At 73.8% G+C, this 23,104-nt stretch carries 18 protein-coding genes and 1 pseudogene; 13 read left to right on the top strand and 6 right to left on the bottom strand.

The window, feature by feature from the left end:
• The first annotated feature begins 13 nt into the window (after window positions 1-13).
• From CITRIK5_RS05580 to CITRIK5_RS05570, 3 genes are all read left to right on the top strand, one after another.
• A complete protein-coding gene (locus CITRIK5_RS05580; RefSeq protein ID WP_135019669.1) occupies window positions 14-577 on the top strand; it encodes a MerR family transcriptional regulator in 564 nt (187 codons plus the stop codon).
• A gap of 111 nt (window positions 578-688) precedes the next feature.
• Window positions 689-4,207 (top strand): pyruvate carboxylase, encoded by a 3,519-nt coding sequence (locus CITRIK5_RS05575; RefSeq protein WP_122054388.1) that lies wholly within the window; start codon window positions 689-691, stop codon window positions 4,205-4,207.
• Window positions 4,208-4,289: 82 nt separating this feature from the next.
• Window positions 4,290-5,753, top strand: a complete 1,464-nt coding sequence (locus tag CITRIK5_RS05570) for a mycothione reductase (RefSeq protein WP_036384583.1) — start codon at window positions 4,290-4,292, stop codon at window positions 5,751-5,753.
• Between the two features lie 61 nt (window positions 5,754-5,814).
• Here CITRIK5_RS05570 and CITRIK5_RS05565 read toward each other — a convergent pair whose 3' ends face one another.
• The 3 genes and pseudogenes from CITRIK5_RS05565 to CITRIK5_RS12165 all read right to left on the bottom strand — a co-directional run.
• Window positions 5,815-7,650: a long-chain fatty acid--CoA ligase gene (locus CITRIK5_RS05565; RefSeq protein WP_159833227.1), complete on the bottom strand. Its 1,836-nt coding sequence runs from the start codon at window positions 7,648-7,650 to the stop codon at window positions 5,815-5,817.
• A gap of 115 nt (window positions 7,651-7,765) precedes the next feature.
• Window positions 7,766-8,032, bottom strand: a complete 267-nt coding sequence (locus CITRIK5_RS12170; protein WP_236557148.1) for a carboxylesterase — start codon at window positions 8,030-8,032, stop codon at window positions 7,766-7,768.
• A gap of 151 nt (window positions 8,033-8,183) precedes the next feature.
• Window positions 8,184-8,486, bottom strand: a pseudogene (locus tag CITRIK5_RS12165) (alpha/beta hydrolase); the annotation flags it as partial.
• Window positions 8,487-8,602: 116 nt separating this feature from the next.
• Between CITRIK5_RS12165 and CITRIK5_RS05555 the strand changes: the two are divergent.
• Both CITRIK5_RS05555 and CITRIK5_RS05550 read left to right on the top strand, forming a co-directional pair.
• The gene (locus CITRIK5_RS05555) at window positions 8,603-9,310 is read left to right on the top strand and encodes a 1-acyl-sn-glycerol-3-phosphate acyltransferase (RefSeq protein ID WP_159833225.1); all 708 of its coding nucleotides are present in this window, start codon (window positions 8,603-8,605) and stop codon (window positions 9,308-9,310) included.
• Between the two features lie 71 nt (window positions 9,311-9,381).
• The gene (locus CITRIK5_RS05550; RefSeq protein ID WP_159833223.1) at window positions 9,382-10,794 is read left to right on the top strand and encodes a class II 3-deoxy-7-phosphoheptulonate synthase; all 1,413 of its coding nucleotides are present in this window, start codon (window positions 9,382-9,384) and stop codon (window positions 10,792-10,794) included.
• Between the two features lie 24 nt (window positions 10,795-10,818).
• Here the strand turns inward: CITRIK5_RS05550 and pknB are convergent, their stop codons facing one another.
• Together pknB and CITRIK5_RS05540 are read right to left on the bottom strand one after the other, a co-directional pair.
• Complete coding sequence (gene pknB / locus CITRIK5_RS05545; protein ID WP_236557147.1) at window positions 10,819-12,756, bottom strand: Stk1 family PASTA domain-containing Ser/Thr kinase; 1,938 nt, start codon at window positions 12,754-12,756, stop codon at window positions 10,819-10,821.
• Between the two features lie 55 nt (window positions 12,757-12,811).
• A complete protein-coding gene (locus CITRIK5_RS05540; RefSeq protein ID WP_060974299.1) occupies window positions 12,812-13,984 on the bottom strand; it encodes a LysM peptidoglycan-binding domain-containing protein in 1,173 nt (390 codons plus the stop codon).
• Between the two features lie 210 nt (window positions 13,985-14,194).
• Here CITRIK5_RS05540 and CITRIK5_RS05535 point away from each other — a divergent pair, with 210 nt between their 5' ends.
• The gene (locus CITRIK5_RS05535) at window positions 14,195-14,593 is read left to right on the top strand and encodes an Rv2175c family DNA-binding protein (protein WP_049158988.1); all 399 of its coding nucleotides are present in this window, start codon (window positions 14,195-14,197) and stop codon (window positions 14,591-14,593) included.
• A 43-nt stretch (window positions 14,594-14,636) separates the two neighbouring features.
• Here CITRIK5_RS05535 and CITRIK5_RS05530 read toward each other — a convergent pair whose 3' ends face one another.
• Window positions 14,637-15,752 (bottom strand): polyprenyl synthetase family protein, encoded by a 1,116-nt coding sequence (locus CITRIK5_RS05530; RefSeq protein ID WP_095694691.1) that lies wholly within the window; start codon window positions 15,750-15,752, stop codon window positions 14,637-14,639.
• A 126-nt stretch (window positions 15,753-15,878) separates the two neighbouring features.
• Between CITRIK5_RS05530 and CITRIK5_RS05525 the strand changes: the two genes are divergently transcribed.
• The 7 genes from CITRIK5_RS05525 (at window position 15,879) to CITRIK5_RS05495 (ending at window position 23,050) form a co-directional block, all read left to right on the top strand.
• Window positions 15,879-16,886 carry an IS481 family transposase gene (locus CITRIK5_RS05525; RefSeq protein WP_159833221.1) on the top strand — a complete coding sequence of 336 codons (1,008 nt, stop codon included), beginning with the start codon at window positions 15,879-15,881 and terminating at the stop codon, window positions 16,884-16,886.
• 43 nt (window positions 16,887-16,929) lie between these two features.
• Window positions 16,930-18,225 (top strand): DNA polymerase IV, encoded by a 1,296-nt coding sequence (gene dinB, locus CITRIK5_RS05520; protein ID WP_095694690.1) that lies wholly within the window; start codon window positions 16,930-16,932, stop codon window positions 18,223-18,225.
• Between the two features lie 133 nt (window positions 18,226-18,358).
• A complete protein-coding gene (locus CITRIK5_RS05515) occupies window positions 18,359-18,745 on the top strand; it encodes a DUF3040 domain-containing protein (protein WP_012750919.1) in 387 nt (128 codons plus the stop codon).
• A gap of 322 nt (window positions 18,746-19,067) precedes the next feature.
• Window positions 19,068-19,499 (top strand): division/cell wall cluster transcriptional repressor MraZ, encoded by a 432-nt coding sequence (gene mraZ / locus CITRIK5_RS05510; protein ID WP_044659496.1) that lies wholly within the window; start codon window positions 19,068-19,070, stop codon window positions 19,497-19,499.
• A 142-nt stretch (window positions 19,500-19,641) separates the two neighbouring features.
• Window positions 19,642-20,637: a 16S rRNA (cytosine(1402)-N(4))-methyltransferase RsmH gene (gene rsmH / locus CITRIK5_RS05505; RefSeq protein WP_095694689.1), complete on the top strand. Its 996-nt coding sequence runs from the start codon at window positions 19,642-19,644 to the stop codon at window positions 20,635-20,637.
• A complete protein-coding gene (locus tag CITRIK5_RS05500; protein ID WP_065573179.1) occupies window positions 20,634-21,227 on the top strand; it encodes a hypothetical protein in 594 nt (197 codons plus the stop codon). Before rsmH ends, CITRIK5_RS05500 begins: the two co-directional genes overlap by 4 nt.
• 68 nt (window positions 21,228-21,295) lie before the next feature.
• On the top strand, window positions 21,296-23,050 hold the full coding sequence (locus CITRIK5_RS05495; RefSeq protein ID WP_236557146.1) for a penicillin-binding protein 2: 1,755 nt from the start codon (window positions 21,296-21,298) through the stop codon (window positions 23,048-23,050).
• Window positions 23,051-23,104 lie beyond the last annotated feature (54 nt).

Genomic DNA, 23,104 nt, shown 5'->3' with positions numbered 1-23,104 from the left:
CAGGAGGTTCCCCGTGACACCCACTGCAGGTCCTGGCCGGCCCCCCGCGCTCGGCACCCAGGGCACGCTCTTCGACGAGGGCGCGACCCGGGGCGACGACGTCGGCTTCCGCGGTCCCACCGCGTGCAAGGCCGCCGGCATCACCTATCGCCAGCTCGACTACTGGGCCCGCACGGACCTCGTGGTCCCCACGGTCCGCAGCGCCTCCGGCTCCGGCTCCCAGCGGCTCTACTCGTTCCGCGACATCCTCGTCCTCAAGGTGGTCAAGCGCCTCCTGGACACCGGCGTCTCGCTCCAGCAGATCCGCGCCGCCGTGGGCCACCTGCGCGAGCGGGGTGTCGAGGATCTGGCGCAGATCACCCTGATGAGCGACGGCGCCTCGGTGTACGAGTGCACCTCGGCGGACGAGGTCGTGGACCTCGTCCAGGGCGGCCAGGGCGTCTTCGGGATCGCCGTCGGCCGCGTGTGGCGCGAGGTCGAGGGCAGCCTCGCCGAGCTGCCCCGCGAGAGCGTGGTCGGCGCCCCCGAGCCGGGGGACGAGCTGGCCGGGCGGCGTCGGGCCCGCCGCTCCGCCTGACCCTCCACCCCGGGGCGCCCCGGAGGGCCGAGTCAGTCATCTTTCGTCTCGCAGCGGTGACTGTGCGCGACATGAGGCGGAACTCCGGCGCGGTGTGACACACTCCCAACCATGACCGCACCTGTCGAGAACTTCACCCCTCCAGAGGACGCGGCCGGGTCGACCGGAGCCGGCGCCGTCTTCTCCAAGGTCTTGGTGGCCAACCGCGGCGAGATCGCCGTCCGCGCCTTCCGCGCCTGCTACGAGCTGGGCGCCCGCACCGTCGCCGTCTTCCCCTACGAGGACCGCAATTCGATCCACCGCCAGAAGGCGGACGAGGCCTACCGCATCGGCGAGGAGGGCCACCCCGTGCGCGCCTACCTCGACGTGGACGAGATCATCCGCGTGGCGAAGGACGCCGGGGCCGACGCGATCTACCCGGGCTACGGCTTCCTGTCGGAGAACGCCGGCCTGGCCCGTGCCGCGGCTGAGAACGGGATCACCTTCGTCGGCCCGCCCGCCGACGTCCTCGAGCTGACCGGCAACAAGGTCGAGGCCCTGCGCGCGGCCAAGCGTGCGGGCATCCCCACCCTGGCCTCCTCGGACCCGAGCGCCGACGTCGAGTGGCTCCTGGAGCAGGCCGAGGAGATCGGCTTCCCCATCTTCGTCAAGGCCGTCGCCGGCGGCGGCGGCCGCGGCATGCGCCGCGTCGAGCGCCGCGAGGACCTGCGCGGCTCACTCGAGGCCGCGATGCGCGAGGCGGACACCGCCTTCGGCGACCCCACCGTGTTCCTCGAGCAGGCCGTCCTGCGGCCGCGGCACATCGAGGTGCAGATCCTCGCCGACGGCGAGGGCAACGTCGTGCACCTCTTCGAGCGGGACTGCTCGCTCCAGCGCCGCCACCAGAAGGTCATCGAGATGGCCCCGGCCCCGAACCTGGACGAGGAGATCCGGCAGGCCCTGCACCGGGACGCCGTCGCCTTCGCCAAGGAGATGGGGTACGTCAACGCGGGCACCGTCGAGTTCCTCGTGGACACGGCGGGCGAGCGTGCGGGCCAGCACGTGTTCATCGAGATGAACCCCCGCATCCAGGTGGAGCACACCGTGACCGAGGAGGTCACGGACGTGGACCTGGTGGGCGCGCAGCTGCGCATCGCCGCCGGCGCCACCCTGCCCGAGCTGGGCATCACGCAGGACGCCCTCCAGGTCCGCGGCTTCGCCATCCAGTGCCGCATCACCACCGAGGACCCGGCCAACGGCTTCCGCCCGGACATCGGCACCATCACCGCCTACCGCTCGGCCGGCGGCTCCGGTGTGCGCCTCGACGGCGGCACCATCTACGCCGGTGCGGAGATCAGCCCGCACTTCGACTCCATGCTGGTCAAGCTCACCTGCCGCGGACGCGACTACGCCACGGCCGTGCGCCGCGTGCGCCGCGCCCTGGCCGAGTTCCGCGTGCGCGGCGTGGCCACCAACATCCCGTTCCTGATGAACGTGATGGACGACCCGCAGTTCGTCAGCGGCGACGTCGCCACGGACTTCATCGACAAGCACCCCGAGCTGGCCACGGTGAACCGCTCCCAGGACCGCGGCTCCAAGGCCCTGCAGTACCTCGTGGACGTCACGGTCAACCAGCCGCACGGCCCGCGCATCGAGGGCATCGACCCCCGCGACCGCCTCCCGGAGCACCCGGGCGACAAGCACCAGGAGCCGGACCGCTCGCCCTTCGACGGCCCGAGCCGGAACGAGGACGCGGCGCCCCCGCACGGCTGGCGTCAGGTGCTGCTGGAGCAGGGCCCCGAGGGCTTCGCCCGCACCCTGCGCGAACAGACCGCGCTGGCCGTCACGGACACCACGTTCCGCGACGCCCACCAGTCCCTGCTGGCCACCCGCGTCCGCACGCGCGACCTGCTGGCCGCCGCCCCCGCCGTCGCGCACACCCTGCCGGGGCTGCTCTCGGTGGAGGCCTGGGGCGGGGCGACGTACGACGTCGCGCTGCGCTTCCTCCACGAGGACCCGTGGCAGCGCCTCGAGCTGCTGCGCGCGGAGCTGCCGAACATCCCGATCCAGATGCTGCTGCGCGGCCGCAACACGGTGGGCTACACGCCGTACCCCACCGAGGTGACGGACGCGTTCGTGGCCGAGGCCGCGGCGTCCGGCGTCGACGTGTTCCGCATCTTCGATGCGCTCAACGACGTCGAGCAGATCACCCCGGCCATCGAGGCGGTGCGTGCCACGGGCACCGCCGTGGCCGAGGCGGCGCTGTGCTACACGGGCAACATGACGGACCCGAAGGAGACGCTCTACACGCTCGACTACTACCTGGGCCTCGCCCGCCGGATGGTCGACGCCGGCGCCCACGTCCTGGCGATCAAGGACATGGCGGGCCTGCTGCGGCCCGCCGCGGCGCGCGAGCTGGTCACCGCCCTGCGCGCCGAGTTCGACCTGCCCGTGCACCTGCACACGCACGACACCGCCGGCGGTCAGCTGGCCACCCTGCTCGCAGCGGCGGAGGCCGGCGTGGACGCCGTCGACGCGGCCACCGCGTCCATGGCGGGCACCACCAGCCAGGTGCCGCTGTCCGCCCTGGTGGCGGCGCTCGAGCACACGGAGCGGGACACCGGTCTCGGCCTCGAGGCCGCCACCGCGATGGAGCCCTACTGGGAGTCCGTCCGCTCGGCGTACGCGCCCTTCGAGGCGGGGCTGCCCGCCCCGACCGGCCGCGTGTACCACCACGAGATCCCGGGCGGCCAGCTGTCCAACCTGCGCACGCAGGCGATCGCGCTCGGCCTGGGGGAGCGGTTCGAGGCCATCGAGTCGATGTACGCCGCGGCCGACGACCTGCTCGGCCACCTCGTCAAGGTCACCCCGTCCTCCAAGGTGGTGGGCGACCTGGCGCTCCAGCTGGTCGGTTCCGGCGTGGACCCGAAGGAGTTCGCGGAGCGTCCGCAGGAGTTCGACATCCCGGACTCCGTGATCGGCTTCCTGCGCGGCGAGCTCGGCGACCCGCCCGGCGGCTGGCCGGAGCCCTTCCGGACCAAGGCCCTCCAGGGTCGCCGCGAGGGCGCGGGCATGGTGGAGATCTCCGCGGAGGACTCGACCGCCCTCGCCGAGGCCGGACAGACCCGCCGCGCGGTGCTGAACCGCCTGCTCTTCCCCGGCCCCACGAAGGAGTTCGAGGCGCACCGCGAGGAGTTCGGGGACACCGTCACCCTGCACACCCGCGACTTCCTCTACGGCCTCGTCCCCGGGCGTGAGCACGTCATCTCGCTCGGACGCGGTGTCCGGCTGCTCGCCACCCTCATGTCCGTCTCCGAGCCGGACGAGAAGGGCATGCGCACGGTGATGGTCACCCTGAACGGCCAGCTGCGCCAGATGACCGTCCGGGACCGCTCGATCGAGTCCACCGTGCGGACCGCGGAGAAGGCGGACCCCGGCACCCCCGGCCACGTCGCCGCCCCGTTCGCGGGCTCGGTCACCGTCCAGGTGGCCGAGGGCGACGCCGTCGAGGTCGGCCAGGCGGTGGCCACGATCGAGGCGATGAAGATGGAGGCCACGATCACGGCCCAGGCCGCGGGCACCGTGCGCCGCGTGGTCACGGAGGGCGTCACGCCCGTCAACGGCGGAGACCTGCTGCTCGTGATCGAGTGAGCCCCGCGTGAGCCCGCCGCCGGCGGGCCGCCCCACGGGCCCGGACGCCACCGCGTCCGGGCCCGTGCCTATCCTGGGAGGCATGGCCACCTCTGCGGAACACCACGACCTGCTCATCATCGGCTCCGGATCGGGGAACTCCCTGATCAGCGAACACTGGAAGGGCCGGAGCGTCGTGATCGCCGACTCCGGCACGTTCGGCGGCACCTGCCTGAACGTCGGCTGCATCCCCACCAAGATGTACGCCTACCCGGCCGGCCTGGCCGCGCTGCCCCCCGAGGCCCGGAGCCTCGGGGTGGGGCTGGAGTTCACGGGCGCCGACTTCCCGGCCATCCGGGACCGCATCTTCACGCGCATCGACGGCATCAGCCGGGACGGGCTGCGCTACCGCCGGGACGATCTGGACTACACGAGCGTGATCCAGGAGGAGGTGCGCTTCGTCGGTCCCCGCCGCGTGCGCACCGCCTCGGGCCGGGAGATCACGGCGGACCAGGTGGTGGTCGCCGCGGGGTCGCGGCCCACCCTCCCGGAGATCCCGGGCCTGGACCTGCCGTCGGTGCACACCTCGGACACCGTGATGCGACTGGATCGGCTGCCGCGGCGGCTGCTCGTGGTGGGCGGCGGGTTCATCGCCTGCGAGTTCGCCTCCGTCTTCGCCGGGCTGGGGACCGAGGTCGTCCAGGTCAACCGCGGCCACCGGCTGCTCAAGCAGCACGACATGTCCGTGTCCACGACGTTCACGAAGATCGCTGCCCGACGGTGGGACCTGCGCACGGGGTGGACCCCGGCCGGGATCGAACCGGTCGAGGACGCCGAGCGGGCCGCGGACGGCTGGGTCCGGGTGCGCCTGGATCGCGCAGGGGGCCAGGAGCAGACCGGCATCGTGGAGGAGGCCATCGAGGCGGACACGGTGCTGATCGCGGTCGGCCGGACGCCGAACACGGACCGCCTCGACCCCGCCGCCGCGGGACTGGACGTCACCGACGACGGCGTCCTGGCCAGCGACGAGCATCAGCGCGCACTCTCCGACGGTGCTCCGGTGGAGGGGGTCTACGTGCTCGGGGACGTCGCCAACACGTGGCAGCTCAAGCACGTAGCCAATCACGAGGCCCGCGTCGTCGCGCACAACCTGGAGCATCCGGACGATCTCCGCGCCAACACGCTCGGCCCCGTGCCGGCGGCCGTGTTCACCCATCCGCAGGTGGCCTCCGTCGGTCTCACGGTGGAGCAGGCGCTCGCCGACTACGGCGCGGACGCGATCACGGTGAAGACCCAGTCCTTCGGGGACGTCGCCTACGGCTGGGCCATGGAGGACACCGAGGGCGTGTGCACCGTCGTCGCGGAGAAGGCCACGGGACGGATCCTGGGCGGGCACATCCTGGGGCACGAGGCCGCGAACCTCATCCAGCCGCTCGTGACCGGCATGGCGTTCGGCATCGACGCCCACCGGCTCGCGCGGGGCCAGTACTGGCCCCACCCGGCCCTCACCGAGGTCGTCGAGAACGCGCTGCTGGGCCTGGACGTGCCGGACTCCGGTCTGCTCTGACCGGAACCGCGGGGACGACGACGCCCGGCCGCGGGGCCGGGCGCCGTCGTCGAGGGGGCGTTCAGTTGTGCGGGGCGGGCTCCCCGTAGATGTCCGCGATCTGCGCGGCGAAGTCCTTCATGATCGCCGACCGGCGCATCTTCAGGGACGGGGTCACATGGCCCTCCTCCAGGGAGAAGTCGCGGTCGAGGATGCGGAACTCCCGGATCCCCTCGGCGCGCGAGACCAGGCTGTTGGCCTTGTCCACGGCCTCCTGGATGTGGCGGCGCACCGCGTCCTCGCGTGCGGCCGCAGCGACGTCGAGGTCCTTCGGCAGCCCGTTCGCGGCGAGCCACGCGGGCAGGGTGTCGGTGTCGAGGGTGACGATCGCCGCGATGAAGGGCTTGCCGTCGCCGACCACCATCACCTGGGAGACGAGCGCGTCGCTGCGGATCGCGTCCTCGAGCATCGCCGGTGCCACGTTCTTGCCGCCGGCCGTCACCAGCAGCTCCTTCTTGCGGCCGGTGATCGTGAGGAAGCCGTCGTCGTCCAGGGCCCCGAGGTCGCCGGTGCGGAACCAGCCGTCTTCGAAGGCCTCCTCGTTCGCCTCCGGCCGGTTGTGGTAGCCGCGCATCAGCGACGTGCCGCGCGTGAGGATCTCGCCGTCCTCGGCGATCCGCACCTGGTTGCCGCCGAGGGGGTGTCCGACCGTGCCGATCTTCAGCCGGTCCGGCCGGCCCACGGTGATGGGGGCCGTCGTCTCGGTGAGGCCGTAGCCCTCGAGGATGGTCACGCCCACGCCGCGGAAGAAGTGCGCCAGGTCGGTGGAGAGGGGGCCGCCGCCGGAGACCGCGTACGCGAGCCGGCCGCCCATGGCCGTCCGGATCCGGCGGTAGACCAGCGCGGAGTAGAACGCGCGCTGCAGCCGCAGGGGCGCCGTCATCTGGCCCGAGTCCAGCGCCCGGGACCAGCGGATCGCCACGTCCGCGCCACGGCGGAAGATCTTCTCCTTGCCGCCGCTCTGCGCGTTGAGCAGCGCCGCGTTGTAGATCTTCTCGAACACGCGCGGCACGGCCAGCACGAAGCTCGGCTGGAAGGTCTGCAGCGAGACCGAGAGCCGCTTGATGTCCGAGACGTGCCCGCAGCGTGCGCCCGCGGCGACGGTGAGCACCGAGACGAAGCGCGCGAACACGTGCGCCAGGGGGATGAACAGCACGGTGGAGGTGTCCTGGCGGACGACGTCGCCGAGCGAGGAGGACAGGGTCTGGTTGACGAGCTCCGCGAAGTTCTCGTGCGTGAGCTCGCAGCCCTTGGGCCGGCCCGTGGTGCCGGAGGTGTAGATGATGGTCGCCAGGTCGGCCAGGCCGGCGGAGGACCGGCGCGTCTCGAGCTCCTCATCGGTGACGTCCGTGCCCAGGGCGACGAGCGCCTCGAGGCCGGAGCCGGGGGCGCCGTCGGCCGGGTCCATCGTCCACAGGCCGATCAGCTCCGGCAGGCCCTCGCGCTGCACCGCGTCCCGCACCGTCTTGGCGAGGTTCTCGTTCCCGGTCACGACGGCGCGCACGTTCGCGTCCTCGATGATCCAGGACACCTGGCTGACGGAGGAGGTCTCGTACACGGGCACGGTGACCGCGCCTGCATACCAGATGGCGAAGTCGACCAGGGTCCACTCCAGGCGGGTGGAGGCCAGGAGCCCGACCGTCTCCCCGGGCTGGATCCCGGCGGCGATGAGCCCCTTGGCCAGGGCCCGCACGCGCTCGCGGGCGTCCCGGGCGGAGACGTCCGTCCACTGATCCTGCGCGTCCGCCACCGCGAAGAGGCCGTGGTCGGGACGCTCCGTGGCCTGGCGTTCCAGGAAGTCCGTGATGTTCGCCTCCGGGGACAGGCGGGGCTGGTACGGCTCGCTGATCTCGTGCATGGGACTCCTCGGGCGTTGGGTCGGTTCCGCCGACCGGTGGGCGGCACAACGGAAGTAAGTGTGAGTCGTGTCACGCACACTGTACAACCGGGAGCGGTGGGGTCCGGGGCGCGACTCAGTGCGTCGTCATGGCGGCGACCGCGCTCCGGCCGTGGTCGATCAGCAGCGGCAGGTCGTAGTCGAGCGTGGCGACGTGGCGGCTGCGGGGCAGTCCCACCACCTCCACGGGGGCGTGGCGCAGGCCCCGCACCAGGGCCCGGTGGCTCGAGACGGGCACGACGGCGTCGCGGGCGGACCGGTAGACCGTCACGGGAGCGGTGATCCGCGGCAGGGCGCGGCGGGCGGCCCGCTGGATGCGGCCGAGGGCGGCGACGCCGGCCATCGGCGTGCGGGGGTAGGCGCGCTCGCGCGCCGTCGGGTCCGCGATGTCGTCCGCGATCGGGGCGACCGTGGGGACGAACGGGGCCAGCAGCGGCGAAGGGGGCGAGGGGGCTGGCGAAGCGCAGCGCGGGGTTCACCACGAGCACGCCGGCCACGGGTCGGTGGGCCGCGGCGTCGAGCGCGAGGGCGCCGCCCATCGAGATGCCCGCCATGACCACGCGGCCGTGTCGGGCGAGCTCGAGGTCCACGACGGCCCGGACGGCGGCGCGGATCTCGTCCGCACCCGTGGCGGCGAGGTCCTCCCACCGGGTGCCGTGCCCCGGCAGCAGGGGCACGCTCACGGGGGAGCCGCCTGCCGCGAGCCCCTCGGCCCAGGCGCGGACGGAGGCCGGAGTCGAGGTGAACCCGTGCAGGAGCACGACGCAGTGGTCGCGCCGGGCGGGAGCGGCGGGCATGAGGCGCAGGGGCAGGTCTTCGGGGGCGACGGCGACGGGGCGGGGCATGCTCCCAGGGTAAGGCAGGCGGACCATACGATGGGCAGGCACCCGACCGCCCCGACCGGAAGGCCCTCGTGTCCACGTTCTACTGGTCCGCCAAGACGTTCGCCGTGGCTCCGGCCACCCGCCTGCTGTTCCGCCCCTGGGTGAAGGGCCTCGCGAACGTGCCGGCCGAGGGCCCGGCGATCCTGGCCAGCAACCACCTGTCCGTCTCGGATTCGGTGTTCATGCCGGCCATGCTCGACCGCCAGGTGCACTTCCTGGCCAAGCACGAGTACTTCACCGGCCCGGGCGTGAAGGGGTGGGTCACCCGCCGGTTCTTCGAGGCCGCGAACCAGCTGCCCATGGACCGCTCCGGCGGAGAGGCGTCCCTGCGCTCGCTGAACGCGGGCCTCGCGGCGCTGCGGGAGGGCCGGCTGCTCGGGATCTACCCGGAGGGCACCCGCAGCCCGGACGGGCGGCTGCATCGCGGCAAGATCGGCGTGGCCAAGCTCGCGCTGGCCTCGGGCGCGCCCGTGGTGCCCATCGCGATGATCGGCACGGACCGGGTCCAGCCGATCGGCCACGTGCTGCCGCGGATCCGGCGCCTGGGCATGATCTTCGGCGAGCCGCTGGACTTCTCCGGCCGTGCCGCGGCAGCCGACGACCGCCGGGTGCTGCGGGAGGTGACGGACGAGATCATGGAGGCCATCCGGCGCCTGTCGGGCCAGGAGTACGTGGACACCTACGCGGCGGACGTGAAGGCGGGCCGTACGGCCGCTCCGCCACGCGCCCGCGACTGAGCGGGGCCCGCGCGTCGTCATCCGGGGACGCTCAGACCGGGGCGCGGCACGCGGCCCCTAGCCTGGTGCACATGACTGAAGACCCCCGCGAGAAGATCCTGGCCTTCGGCACCGCCATCTCGGAGGGCGCCGCCGACATCCCCGGCCTGGACCACTGGCGCTCGCTGCCGATCGCGCAGGCGCCGTCCTGGGCGGACGAGGCCGATCACCGCGCCGCCGTCGCCGAGCTGAGCGCCCTGCCCCCGCTCGTCTTCGCGGGCGAGGTCGACCTGCTGGGCGCCCGTCTGGCCGACGTCGCCCAGGGCCGCGCGTTCCTCCTGCAGGGCGGCGACTGCGCCGAGACGTTCGCCGGGTCCACCGCCAACCGGATCAGCGCCCGGGTGAAGACCATCCTGCAGATGGCCGCGGTGCTGACCTACGGCGCCTCCATGCCCGTCGTGAAGATGGGCCGGATCGCCGGCCAGTTCGCCAAGCCGCGGTCCTCGGACACGGAGACCCGCGGCGGCGTCACCCTGCCCAGCTTCCGCGGCGAGATCGTGAACGGCTACGAGTTCACCGAGCAGGCACGCCGGCACGACGCCCGACGGATGGTGCAGGCGTACCACACCTCCGCCTCCACCCTGAATCTGGTCCGCGCCTTCACCCAGGGCGGCTTCGCCGATCTGCGCAGCGTGCACCAGTGGAACCAGGGCTTCATGGCCAACCCGGCCTACGCCCAGTACGAGGAGATGGCCGCCGAGATCGACCGCGCGGTCCGCTTCATGAACGCCGCGGGCGTGGACTTCGAGGCCATGCGCCGCACCGAGTTCTACTCGGCCCACGAGGCGCTCCTGCTCGACTACGAACGCGCCCTGACCCGCGTGGACTCGCGCAGCGGCGACCCCTACGCCACGAGCGCCCACTTCCTGTGGATCGGCGAGCGCACCCGCCAGGTGGACGGCGCCCACGTCGACTTCCTCTCCCGGGTCCGCAACCCGATCGGCGTGAAGCTCGGCCCGACCACCACGGTCGCGGACGCGCTCGAGCTCGCCGAGCGGCTGGACCCGGAGCGCGAGCCGGGCCGCCTGACCTTCATCACCCGCATGGGTGCGGAGCGGATCCGGGACGTGCTCCCCGGCATCGTCGAGGGCGTCCGGGACGCGGGGCTGGAGCCGGTGTGGGTCACCGACCCCATGCACGGCAACACCGTGACCGCGGCCAACGGCTACAAGACCCGCCGGTTCGAGGACGTGATGGACGAGGTCAGCGGCTTCTTCGAGGTGCACCGCGAGCTCGGCACGCACCCGGGCGGCATGCACGTCGAGCTGACCGGCGACGACGTCGCCGAGTGCCTGGGCGGCTCCGACCCGATCAACGAGGCCGACTTCGACGCCCGCTACGAGACGCTGTGCGACCCGCGGCTGAACCACCAGCAGTCCCTGGAGATGGCGTTCAAGGTCACCGAGGCCCTCTCCCACCCCGAGCGCCGCGCGCCGCGGGCCTGACCGCGCGGCCGGGCACGCCCCGGCTCAGCCGACCCAGACGTGGACCGCGGTGCCCTCGGGCAGGGCGGTCCCGGCGGCGGGGGACTGGTGCAGGACCCGGGACTCGCCCCGGCCGGAGAGCGGCAGCGGCAGGCGATGCACGCGGGCGTCCCAGCCGTCGTCCGCCAGCGTCGTGCCCGCCATCTCCGGATCCTGCCCGGTCACGTCCGGCACCGGGCGCACGGCGCGGCCTTCGGAGAGCACCACGCGGACCGCGGTGCCCGGCGTCGCCTGCTCGCCGGGGGCCGGGTGCTGCTCGATCACGGCCCCGGCCGGCACTGCGGGATCGGTGCGGCGCTCCGCGACCTCCACGGTGAATCGGGCGTCCCGGGCCACGCCGTGGGCCCGCCGGATCACGACGCCGGTCAGGTCCGGCACCGGCACCGGCGCGGGGCCGGCGGAGACGGTGAGCTCGACGGGGGTGCCGCGCCCCGCCGGCTCCCCGGCCGCGGGCGAGCTGGCGACGACCGTGCCCTCCGTGCGGAGTTCGTCGTGCCGGGCCGTGACCGCCGCGGTGAAGCCCGCGGCGGTCAGCCGTTCCTCCGCCGCCTCCCGGGCCAGCCCGTCGAGGTCGGGGACCACCGCCACGCCGCCGACTCCGAGGCCGCCGGAGCCCAGCGTCCAGCCCAGCAGCAGGGCGACGCCGGTGAGCAGCAGGGTCACGGCCGCGCCGATCGCGGCGGCCCGGCCGGTGCCCTGGCCGAGGTCGAGCGCGGGACGGCGGGCCGCCCGACGCAGCCGCCGCTGGGAGCTGCGCCCCGGATGCCGGTCCGCCGGAGCGGGGTCGAGCCCGAGCGGGCCGATCGGCTCCGCCGGGTGCGCGGCGGGCCGCGGGTCGCCCCCGTGCGTCGCCACACGGGTGTCGATGACGTCGGTCATGTCCTCGTCGAGGTCGGACTCGGCCAGGGCGGGGAGCAGGCGCGTCGCGTGGTGGTCGCCGGCGTCGAGGGCCCGGGTCTCCAGGTTCCCGTCCGGGGCTGCGTCCTCGGGGCCATCGGCGGCGGGGGCGCCCACCGCCGGCTCCGCATCCGGGCCCTCGGCGGGGTGGCGGTCCGGTTCGTCGGCGTCCAGGCCCGCCGCCACGGCGTCGATGCGGTGCAGGAGCTCGCCGGCACCGGCGGGCCGGTCGGCCGGGTCCGGCTCGGTGCACCACAGCACGAGGTCGTCGAGGTCCTCGGGGAGCCCGGGGTGCAGCGTGGACGGCACGGGGACCCGCTCGTGGACGTGTCGGTAGGCGACCTGCAGCGCGGTCGCCGCGGTGTACGGCTGGCGGCCCGTGAGCAGCTCGAACAGGATGATGCCCACGGCGTACACGTCGGAGCGGGCGTCGGCGGGCGCCCCGGCGATGTGCTCGGGGGCGAGGTAGGCGGGCGTGCCCACGACGGCCTGCCCGGCCAGGGTGTGGGCCGTGGCGGCGCGGGACAGGCCGAAGTCCGCGACCGTCACCCGGCCGTCGTCGCGGACGAGCACGTTCTCGGGCTTCACGTCCCGGTGCACCAGCCCGGCGCGGTGCGCGGCGGCCAGGCCGTCGACGAGCGGACGCAGGAACCGCAGCGCCTCCCGGGGCGAGAGCGGGGCCCGGTCCCGGATGACGGTGCGCAGCGTGCGGCCGGGCACGTGCTCCATCACGAGGTAGGCCAGCACGTCGCCGTCCTCGGCCTCGGTGTGGCCCTGGTCCAGGACCGCGACGACGTGCGGATGGGACAGCCGCGCCGCCGTCTTGGCCTCCTGCTCGAACCGGCCGACGAGGACGGGGTCCTCCGCCAGGTGCGGGTGCATGACCTTGAGCGCCACCTGGCGGTCGAGACGCTCGTCCACGGCCAGGTAGACGGTGGACATGCCGCCCCGGGCCAGCCGCTCGACGACCCGGTAGCGGCCGTCGACGATGTCCCCCACGAGGGGGTCCCGGCGTGCGCTGCTCATCGTCCCAGGGTAGGACAGGCGGCGGACCCCCTCGGGGCGGTCCGCCGCCGGCGGATCAGAACATCGCCATCGCGGCGCGCACCTTGGCCACGTAGTCCCGTGCCTCCGGGTTCAGGCCGCTGTCCAGCACTCCGCCGAGGCCCTGGTAGTAGGCCCCGATGCCCTCATCGAGCGTGGGGGTGCGGTCCTGCACGTACTTGATGAACGCGACGCCGGCCACCGCGTTGTCGTAGGGGTCCAGCAGGTTCAGCTCGCGACCCACCAGCTCCGAGGCGAACTCGCCCGTGATCGGGATGACCTGCATCGCCCCCACGGCGTTGCCGGGGGAGACCGAGGCCATGCGGAAGCGGGACTCGGTGTACGCGTGGCCCAGGGCCAGACGGGGGTCCACGCCCATCCGCTCGGCGGTCTCGCGGACGATCTGCTGCATCTGCTCGGGGGTGGGCTGCGGGACGGAGCGCAGCAGGCGCAGGTTCTCGTTCGCCGAGGCCGTGACGTGCGGCGCGTAGGTGCGCCCGAGGAAGGTGTCGCCGACCAGCTGGACGGCGGAAACCGGCTCCACCTCGAGGGTGCCGTCGGAGATCACGAGCACGTCGCCGGGGTGCAGCGTCGAGGCCCGCGTCAGGCCGTTGAGCTCGCGCAGACGGGGGATGGAGACCTCGAACCGCTGGGAGATCCCCCAGAGGGAGTCGCCGGAGACCACGGTGTACCGGACCGTCCCGCCGGCCGCCGCCGGGGCCGTCGACGCCGGCGCGGAGGCCGGGGTCGTGGCCGGGGTGGTCGACGTGGGGGCCTTCGGCGCGGGGGCCGTGCGCTGCGTGGTGAGGACCATGCCCGGGTGGAGCATGCTCGACGCGCTCATGCCGTTGAGGCGCTGCAGCTGCTCGGCGGAGACGCCGGTGCGGCGGGCGATGATCCACCACCCGTCGTTCGGCTGCACCGTGTAGGTCCCGGCGGCCGGGGCCGGGGCCGCCTCGCCGGTCAGGCGGAGCTCGTCACCCGGGTAGAGCACGGTCTCCAGGCCCAGGCCGTTGAACCGCAGCAGGTCGGCGACGGAGACGCCGCGGGCGGCCGAGATCCGGGTGAGGGTGTCGCCCGGGCGCACGGTGTGCAGCGCCGCCTCCTGGGCGTGGGCCTGGGCGGGCAGACCGGTGAGCAGCAGCAGGGGCACCGCACCGCCGGTCAGGGCGGAGCGCAGGCGGCGGGAGCGGACGGGGGTGTGGGACACGGCAGACCTCGGCATCGGATCGGACGGATGGAACACGACGGGGAAGTGACGGGTGGGACCCGTGGCCCCCGCGGTCGACCGACGACGTCGGCGCCCGGCCGTGGAGCCTCGGCGATGTTATCGGAATGTGATCTTCGTGACCATACCGAGATCCATGCCGTCCGGGGCGCGGTGGGCCGGGCCCGTCGGCGGCCACGTAGGCTGGCGCCCGTGAGCACCACTTCCTCCGACACCCCGGTCCCCGCTGACGCGATCCCCGCCGAGCTCGACGCCCTCGTGGGCGAGTGGCTCTCCGTGCCCGACGTGGCGGAGCGCCTCGACCAGCGCGTGACCCGCGTCCACAACCTCGTGCATGATCGCCGCCTGCTGGCCGTGCGTCGTCCCGAGCCCGCGGTGCGGTCCGTGCCGGCCCTGTTCCTCACCGAGACCGGCGTGCTCGACTCCCTGCAGGGCACGCTCGTGCTGCTGGCCGACGCCGGCTTCTCCGACGAGGAGGCCCTCCGTTGGCTGTTCACCGAGGACGAGTCGTTGCCCGGCCGGCCCATCGACGCACTCCGGGACGGCCGGAAGACCGAGATCCGGCGCCGCGCCCAGGCCCTGGCCTGGTGAGCCGGCCCCGCGGGCGGTCATCCGCCCGCGGGGTCCGTGCCGCTCAGTGGCGGCGCGACGTGTAGGCGTCGATCAGCCGCGTGAGCTCGGCGCTCACGTCCTCGGGGACGCCGTGCGCGAGCAGGCCCGCCACGGCCCCGGCCGCCTCGTGCGAGAGCGCCGCGACCCGCTCTTCGACGGCCCGGCGTGCGCCGCACGCCTCGAGGACGGCCTGCCAGTGGGCCACCCGGTCCGCGCCGAGGTCCGGGTCGCCGAGGTCCGCGTCGAGCGCGGCGGCCTCGTCCGGGGCGAGCAGCTCGACGGCGCGGGCGATGAGCACGGTCTGCTTGCCCTCCCGCAGGTCGTCGCCCGCGGGCTTGCCCGTGGTCGCCGGGTCGCCGAACACGCCGAGCAGATCGTCCCGGTACTGGAAGGCCATGCCGAACGGCAGCGACACCCGGGCGAACGCGGTCACCAGCCCGTCGTCCGCCCCCGCCAGCAGCCCCCCGAGGGCGAGCGGGTGCACCGCCGAATAGCGCGCCGACTTGTGCTCCACCACCGCCTCGGCGGCCGCCTCGGCCTCGCGGGCGTCGCGCGCCGCCGGGGCCATCTCGGCCACCACGTCGAGGTACTGACCCGCCATCACGCCGAAGCGCATCCGCTCGAGCTCGACCCGCGCCCGGTCCTCCCGGGGCGTGCCGGCGAGCACGCGCGCGAAGGCCGTCTCGCTCATCCCCAGCGCGACGTCGCCGGCGAGGATCGCGGCGGAGACGCCGAAGTGCTCCGCGGCGTGCCGCCAGCCCGCCTCCCGGTGGAGGGACTCGAAGCGGCGGTGCACGCTGGGCATCCCGCGGCGGGTGTCCGAGCGGTCCAGGATGTCGTCGTGGATCAGCGCCGCGGCCTGGAACAGCTCGAACGCCGCCCCCGCCTCGGCGATGCGGGGGTCCTCCGCCTCGCCACCGGCCGCCCGCCAGCCGAGCCAGGCCAGGACGGCGCGCAGGCGCTTGCCGCCCGCGGTCAGGTCCGCGATCGCGTCCACGAGGGGCGCGGTCAGCGGGTGGACGTCCCGGGCGAGGTCCCGGTGCTCCGCCAGCAGGCGGTCGAGGGCGTCGGCGACGGCGGCGCGGAAGCGGTCCTGGTCGGCGGGACGGGGGCGGGGGACGGCGACGTCGGCGGGCATGGCCCCACCCTAGCTGTTGTGGGTCATGAGGTTCTTGACATGGGTACCGGGCTGAGATGAGACGAGTGGGCCTCTCCCGCAGGATGGAAGTTCCTACACCACCGACCTGCCCGAGAAGACCCACTCATGACTCACGCTAACGCACCCCTGACCCCGACCGGCCGTCTCAGGATGGTCCACCGCCACCTGCACGACGGGATCCCGCAGGCGCACGTGGCCGCCGAGTTCCGGGTGAGCCGGCCCACGGTGGCCACTTGGGTCGCCCGCTACCGCGCCCAGGGAGAAGCCGGCCTTCAGGACCTGCCCAGCCGGCCGCACCGTTCACCTGCCCAGCTCGATCCGGTCTTGGTCGCCCAGATCCACGCCCTGCGGCGGGAGCGCAAGTGGTCCGCACGGCGCATCCATCACCACCTCGTCTCCGAGGGCCACCGGGTGTGTCTTCGTACCGTGGGACGGTGGCTGCACCGACTCGGGATCTCCCGCCTACGGGACCTGACCCCGGCCGGAGAAGACCTGCGCCAACGACCCCAGAAGATCACCGCGAGAGGGCCGGGGCACATGGTGCACCTGGATGTGAAGAAGATCGGGAAGATCCCAGACGGGGGCGGCTGGCGCACCCACGGACGTGAAAGTGAAGCAGGCCGTGCTTCCAAGCGCGGGCCTGGCCGGCGGGTCGGCTACACCTACCTGCACTCGGCGATCGACGGGTACACCCGCCTGGCCTACACCGAGGCGTTGGAGGACGAGCGGGCGGCCACGACCGTGAGCTTCTACTGCCGGGCGCGGGCGTTCTTCGCCGCCCACGGCATCACCGTGGACCGGGTGATCACGGACAACGGGAACAACTATCGGGCTGCGGACTTCACCGCGAAGGTGGTCTCGCTCGGGGGCCGGCATCACCGGATCCGCCCCTACACCCCGCGCCATAACGGAAAGGTCGAGCGGTACAACCGGCTGATGGTCGATGAGGTCCTCTACGCCCGCCCGTACTCCTCAGAGCAAGCTCGGCGTGAGGCCCTGGCGGTGTGGGTGAACCACTACAACTATCATCGGCCTCATACCTCCTGCGGAGACGCTCCTCCGGCCTCGTTGGCACCGGCCCGAGTCAACAACGTCATGCCCTCCTACACCTAGCCGCGCCGCGCGACGGATCGCCGGTCCCGGATAGGCTCGGTCCATGTCCGAGACCGCGCCCGCTGCACCCCGCGAGGAGGCGACGATCCTCCACGTGGACATGGACGCGTTCTTCCTGTCCGTCGAGCTGCGCGAACAGCCCGACCTCGAGGGGCGTCCCGCCGCCGTCGCCGCCCCGAGCGGCCGGTCCGTGGTGCTCTCCGCCTCGTACGCGGCGCGGGCCTACGGGGTCCGCTCGGCGATGCCCTTGGCGCACGCCCGCGCCCTGTGCCCGCCCCTCGTGGTCATCCCGCCGCGCCAGCAGCTCTACCGGGCCGTCTCCGCCGAGGTGATGGCCGTGCTCGCGGACGTGACCCCCGTGATGGAGCAGCTCAGCGTGGACGAGGCGTTCCTCGACGTCGCCGGCGCCCGCCGCCGGCTCGGCCCGCCCGAGCACATCGGCCACCTGATCCGGGAGCGCGTCCGCTCCGCGCTGGGGCTGCCGTGCACCGTGGGCGGCTCGGCCGTGAAGTTCGTGGCCAAGACGGCGTCCACCGCGGCCAAGCCCGACGGCCTGCTGATCGTGCCGCCGCAGCGCACCCTGGACTTCCTCCATCCGCTGCCCGTGGGCCGGCTGTGGGGCGTGGGCCCCAAGGCGGCCGAGCGGCTCGCCCGGCGGGGGGTGGCGACCATCGGTGACCTCGCCCGGGTGGACCCCGCGCGGCTGGAGGCGTCGTTCGGGGCCGCCGGCCGGGAGTGGGCGTCGCTCGCCCGGGGCATCGACCCGCGCCCCGTCGCCCCGCGCCCGGCGGCCCGCAGCATCGGCGCGGACCACACCTTCGACGTCGACCCCGTCGACGTCGCGGGCGTCGACCCGGAGGTCCTGCGCCTGTGTCACCGGGTCGCGGCCCGGCTGCGCGCGGAGGGGGTCACCGCCGGCGCGGTCACGGTCCGCCTCAAGGCGCCGGACGGGTCGGTCCGCAGCCGCACCGCCCGCCTCGCCCGGCCGACCGCCACGGGCCACGACCTCCTCGGCCCGGCGCGGCGGCTCGTCCGCGAGCTGCACGCCGAACGGCCGCATCCGATCCGGCTCGTGGGCGTGCGCGCCGAGCGCCTCGGGGGCGAGGCCGATCAGCCTCCGGCCCAGGAGGCGCTCTTCGGCGGTCCCGCCTGGGGGACGGAGGACGAGGCGTCGGAGGAGGGCGACTGGGCCGGTGCCGAGGCCGCCTTGGACGCCGTCGCCCGGCGCTTCCCGACGGCGGCCGTGCGGCCGGCGTCGCTGCTGGGACGACGCGAGGCCCGCGCCGACGCCCGCCGGGACGCGCCGCGGCCGGGCCCCGGAGGCCCGGATCGGGAGTGAGGGGTTCCGGGGCCGGCGACGTCGCCACCTGGCTAGGGTGGGGCGGCAGGTCCTATCCTGGAGGGCAAGTCGGACGCGCGGGCGTCCCCTCCCGGTCCCGGAGGTGTCGGAGGCCGCGTTCGAAGGAGTCGCCATGCCCCTCTCAGAGCATGAGCAGCGGATGCTGGACCAGCTGGAGCAGCAGCTGCGCACCGAGGACCCCCGGCTGGCCACCCAGATGGCGGACACGGGGCGGCATCGGCTGCCCGTGGGTCGCGTCGTGGCCGGGGCCGTCCTCGCCGTGGTCGGGCTGCTCGTCGTGGTCCTCGGGGTCGCCAACCACGCGATCCTCCTGGGCGTGCTCGGCGTCGTCGTCATCGGGGCCGGCATCTTCCTGCTGACCACGCGGCCGCGCGCTGTCGCCTCCGGGGCCTCGGGCCCGGAGGCCCGCCGGTCGGGCGCACCGCGACGGCAGGGAGGCGGCGACTTCATGGGCCGCCTCGAGCGGCGCTGGGACGAGCGGCGCGCCGGAGGCGACTGAGCGCCTGGCCCGCCGGGCCCCCACTATCCTCCACTCCAGGCCCCGATCCGCTCCGGATCGGGGCCTTTCCGCTGCCCGAGGCTCCGTCGTCGCCGCGGCCCTCCACCGGGGCCCACCGGTCCTCCACGTCCCTCCACGGCGACACCGGTCCCGGGACCCGCGGGATGGCGCGCCGGACTCGGGGGGCCTCGACACGCCCGTGGCGCCGGGACCCGCGTCCGGGGTTGAGGGTGGAGGGAAGTGGGGTAATGTGGAGGGAAGGAGAGAGCATGGGTCCCGACCTTGGTCGGGAGGGACCGCTTGACGAGCCAGGGGGTGTGCCGTGTTCTTGGGCACGTACACCCCCCGGCTCGACGAGAAGTCCCGGCTGATCCTCCCCGCCAAGTTCCGCGAGGAGCTGGCGGAGGGGCTGGTCCTGACCCGGGGTCAGGAGCGCTGCGTCTACGTGTTCAGCGCTCGTGAGTTCGAGCGGGTCCACGAGCAGATGAGGTCGGCTCCACTGTCCTCCCGCCAGGCCCGTGACTACATCCGCGTCTTCCTCTCGGGGGCGTCGGACGAGGTCCCGGACAAGCAGGGTCGGGTGACCGTGCCGGCGCCGCTGCGGCAGTACGCGGGGCTGGACCGGGACGTGACCGTGATCGGCGCGGGGACGCGGGTGGAGATCTGGGACTCGGAGTCCTGGAACACCTACCTCGCCGAGCAGGAAGCCGCCTTCTCCGAGACCGACGAGGACGTCCTGCCCGGCGTCTTCTGACCGTGACCACCCGACCTCGAGCGCGACCTCCAGCCGACGCCGCCGCACCTGACCCGTCTTCCCCTGGGCCAGGCGCGGCGGCGGACGGATGGGGATCCCGCCCGAGGTCCGCCAGGACCGCGATGTGAGCAGGAGGTCGAGAGTGGACGCAGGCCAGCCGCGCCCCGAGGACCGCCACCTGCCCGTGATGCGGGACCGCGTCGTCGACCTCCTCGCCCCCGCCGTCCAGGCCGCGCTCGAGGCCGGCCGCACGCCCGTCGCCGTCGACGGCACGCTGGGCATGGGCGGGCACACCGAGGCCCTGCTGACCCGGTTCCCCCACCTGCGCGTCATCGGCATCGACCGCGACGTCCACGCCCAGGCCATGGCCGCCGAGCGCCTCGGCCCCCTCGCCGACCGTCTGATTCCCTTCCACGGCACCTACGACCGGGTGCCCGAGGCCATGGCCGCCGCGGGCGTCACGAAGGTCGACGCCGCGCTCTACGACCTCGGCGTGTCCTCCTACCAGCTGGACGACCGGGAGCGTGGCTTCGCCTACTCCTACGACGCTCCGCTGGACATGCGCATGGACGACACCGCCGAGCGCTCCGCCGCGACGCTCGTGGCGGAGCTGGACGAGCAGGAGCTGCGCCGGATCATCCGTCGCGACGGTGAGGAGCGCTTCGCCGGCCCCATCGCACGGGCCATCGTCCGGGCCCGCGCCGAGGCCCCCATCGAGACCACCGGCCGCCTCGTCGAGGTGATCCGCTCGGCCGTCCCCGTCGCCGCGGGGGCCACCGGCGGGCACCCGGCCAAGCGCACCTTCCAGGCCCTGCGCATCGCCGTGAACGAGGAGCTCGACATCCTCGACGCCGCCGTGCCCGCCATCCTCGACGCCCTCCACGTGGGCGGCCGCCTCGTGGTGATGAGCTACCACTCCCTCGAGGACCGGATCACGAAGCGGCACCTGAGCGCGTGGGCCACGTCCACGGCGCCCCCGGGGTTCCCGGTGGTGCTGGAGGAGCACGAACCCGTGGTGCGGGTGCTCACCCGCGGCACCGAGAAGCCCACCGAAGAAGAAATCTCAGAGAACCGTCGCGCCTCCTCCGCGAAAGTGCGTGCGGTTGAGAAGATCAGGACGTCCAGGACCACGGCATGACGCTGCACGAGGAGATGAGCATGGCCGCACACGCACGGATCGCAGAGTCGCTGCGCCCCGGGTCGACCCCCGTCGCCCCCGCGCGGCCGGCTCCGCAGGAGCGCACGCCGCTCTCGGTGGTGCCCGCCCCGCTGCCCCGATCCCGCTCCGGCGTGACCGTGCTGTGCGTCCTCGTGGTGCTCGCCGCGCTCGCGGCGGTCCTCGTCATGAACATCACCATGTCCAACCGGCAGTACGCCCTCCTGGACCTGCGCCAGGAGCAGCAGGCCGTCACCGAGACCAATGAGCGGCTGGCCGAGCAGGTGGGCCACCTCGAGGCGCCGCAGAACCTGGCCGCGCGCGCCGACGCCCTCGGGATGGTCGCCCCCGCCGGCACCGCCTCCGTGGACGCGGGCACGGGCCAGTTCGGCGGCGAGGCCCAGGCGGCCCAGGACGGCGACATCTCCGCCACCTACGTCGCGCCGCCGGCGGACGCGGACGCGGTCCGCCAGGGGGCGTCCGACGACGGCCAGGACGAGATCGAGGGACCGCGCACCTTCAGCGGCGCGGACGCCTCCGCCGCCGCCGACCAGGACGCCGCCGACCGTTGATCGACCGTCCCGCCTCGCACCTTCCCCGCGGCGGATCGACGGTCGGGCCCGCTCCCGGGCACCCCGCCGTGCGCACCCGCATCCTGCTGCTGCTCGTCTTCGTCCTGCTCGGCGGGCTCGCGCTGCGGCTCGTCTACGTGCAGGGCATCGACCCCACGGGGCAGGCCGCGGCGGCCATGGATCAGCGCCTGACCCACCAGGAGACCCTGCCGCAACGCGGGTCCATCCTGGACCGTGACGGCGACGTGCTGGCCGCCAGCGTGCGCCGATACGACATCGTCGTGGACCAGCGCCTCGTCAAGGACTTCAACGAATGGGACCGCGAGGCCCGGGAGACCGTGCTCGTGGACGTGGACTCCCGCCTGGCCAGCCTGGCCGAGGTGCTCGGCATGACGGAGGAGGAGGTGCGCGAGGCCACCATCGGCTCCCGCCCGTACGCCGTGGTGCGTCGCTCCGTGACCCCGGAGGTCCGGGACAAGGCCATGGCGCTCAACGTGCCGGGCCTGCTCTCCGAGGCGGTGGACCGCCGCACCTACCCGAACGGGTCGGTCGCCGGCAGCATCATCGGCTTCATGGGCGGTGACGGCACCGCCCTCGAGGGCCTCGAGCTCAGCCAGGACGACGTCATGACCGGCACCCCGGGCACCCGCACGTTCGAGGTGGGCGCGGACGGCATCCGCATCCCCAACGCCCCGCTCGAGGAGGTTCCGGCCGTGGACGGCGCCGACCTGCGCCTGACCGTGGACAAGGACGCCCAGTGGTTCGCGCAGGAGACCCTCGGCGCCCTCGCCGCCGAGTACGACGCGGAGTGGGCGAACGCCGTCGTGATGGACGTGAAGACGGGCGACGTGATCGTCATGGCGGACTCCACCACGGTGGACCCCGCCGACCCCGACGCCACCGAGGGGAACTTCCGCACCTCCACCGTGATGAGCACCCCGTACGAGCCGGGCTCCACGGGCAAGGCGCTGCCGATCGCGGCCGCCGTCGACGCCGGGAAGGTCACCGCCACGGACGGCTTCACCGTCCCCAGCAGCCAGGACTTCGACGGGCAGACCATCCGGGACTTCTCCCCGCACCCGACGTTCGACATGACCGCGGCAGGCATCTACGCGCGCTCCTACAACACGGGCACGGTGCAGATCGCCGAGAAGATCACGGACGAGCAGCGCTACGAGTACATGCGCTCCTTCGGGGTCGGCCAGCCCATCGACCTCGGCCTGCCGCAGCAGGCGGGCAGCGTCCTCGTCCCGCCCGAGCAGTGGGACGGCCGCCAGCGCCTGACCACGGCCTTCGGCCAGGGCTACACCCAGACCACCCTGCACACCGCCCAGATGTACCAGGCCCTCGCCAACGGCGGCGTGCTGATCCCGGCCCGGCTGATCGACGCCACGGTGGACGGCGACGCCGCGGAGAAGCGCTGGGAGTCGTCCGCGGAGCCCCACCGCGTGGTCTCCGAGGAGACGGCGGCGCAGATGCTCCGCATGATGGAGACCGTCGTGACGCAGGGCACCAGCAAGGCCGCCGCGATCCCCGGGTATCGCGTGGGCGGCAAGTCCTCCACCGCCGAGGCCGCGAGCGACACCGGCACGTACGACGGCTACAACCTCGGCTTCACCGCCGTCGCCCCGCTCGACGACCCCCGCTTCGTGGTGTCCGTGTCCCTGCATCGGCCGCCGTCGAAGCAGGGCTCCCGGGACGTGTCCGTCGCGGCCGCCACGATCATGGAGTACATGCTCCGCCAGGCGGACGTGCCCGCCACCGGAGCCGAGCCGAACGACTACCGCGTCTTCGTGGACGATCCACAGGACCGGCCGTGGTGACCCACGCCGCCGGCCCCGAGCACCCCAGGAGCACCCCCATGACCACCCCGAGCG

The organism is Micrococcus sp. 116, from assembly GCF_902506395.1.
In the GTDB taxonomy this organism is placed as follows: domain Bacteria; phylum Actinomycetota; class Actinomycetes; order Actinomycetales; family Micrococcaceae; genus Micrococcus; species Micrococcus luteus.
This window is presented reverse-complemented; position numbering and strand designations above follow the sequence as displayed.

Coding starts and splice junctions, on each gene's coding strand:
- CITRIK5_RS05575 (WP_122054388.1), top strand. CDS start 689: ATGACCGCACCTGTCGAGAACTTCACCCCTCCAGAGGACGCGGCCGGG.
- CITRIK5_RS05500 (WP_065573179.1), top strand. CDS start 20,634: ATGACGCTGCACGAGGAGATGAGCATGGCCGCACACGCACGGATCGCA.
- CITRIK5_RS05530 (WP_095694691.1), bottom strand. CDS start 15,752: ATGCCCGCCGACGTCGCCGTCCCCCGCCCCCGTCCCGCCGACCAGGAC.
- CITRIK5_RS05570 (WP_036384583.1), top strand. CDS start 4,290: ATGGCCACCTCTGCGGAACACCACGACCTGCTCATCATCGGCTCCGGA.
- CITRIK5_RS05515 (WP_012750919.1), top strand. CDS start 18,359: ATGCCCCTCTCAGAGCATGAGCAGCGGATGCTGGACCAGCTGGAGCAG.
- CITRIK5_RS05525 (WP_159833221.1), top strand. CDS start 15,879: ATGACTCACGCTAACGCACCCCTGACCCCGACCGGCCGTCTCAGGATG.
- CITRIK5_RS12170 (WP_236557148.1), bottom strand. CDS start 8,032: ATGGCCGGCGTCGCCGCCCTCGGCCGCATCCAGCGGGCCGCCCGCCGC.
- dinB (WP_095694690.1), top strand. CDS start 16,930: ATGTCCGAGACCGCGCCCGCTGCACCCCGCGAGGAGGCGACGATCCTC.
- CITRIK5_RS05550 (WP_159833223.1), top strand. CDS start 9,382: ATGACTGAAGACCCCCGCGAGAAGATCCTGGCCTTCGGCACCGCCATC.
- CITRIK5_RS05565 (WP_159833227.1), bottom strand. CDS start 7,650: ATGCACGAGATCAGCGAGCCGTACCAGCCCCGCCTGTCCCCGGAGGCG.
- pknB (WP_236557147.1), bottom strand. CDS start 12,756: ATGAGCAGCGCACGCCGGGACCCCCTCGTGGGGGACATCGTCGACGGC.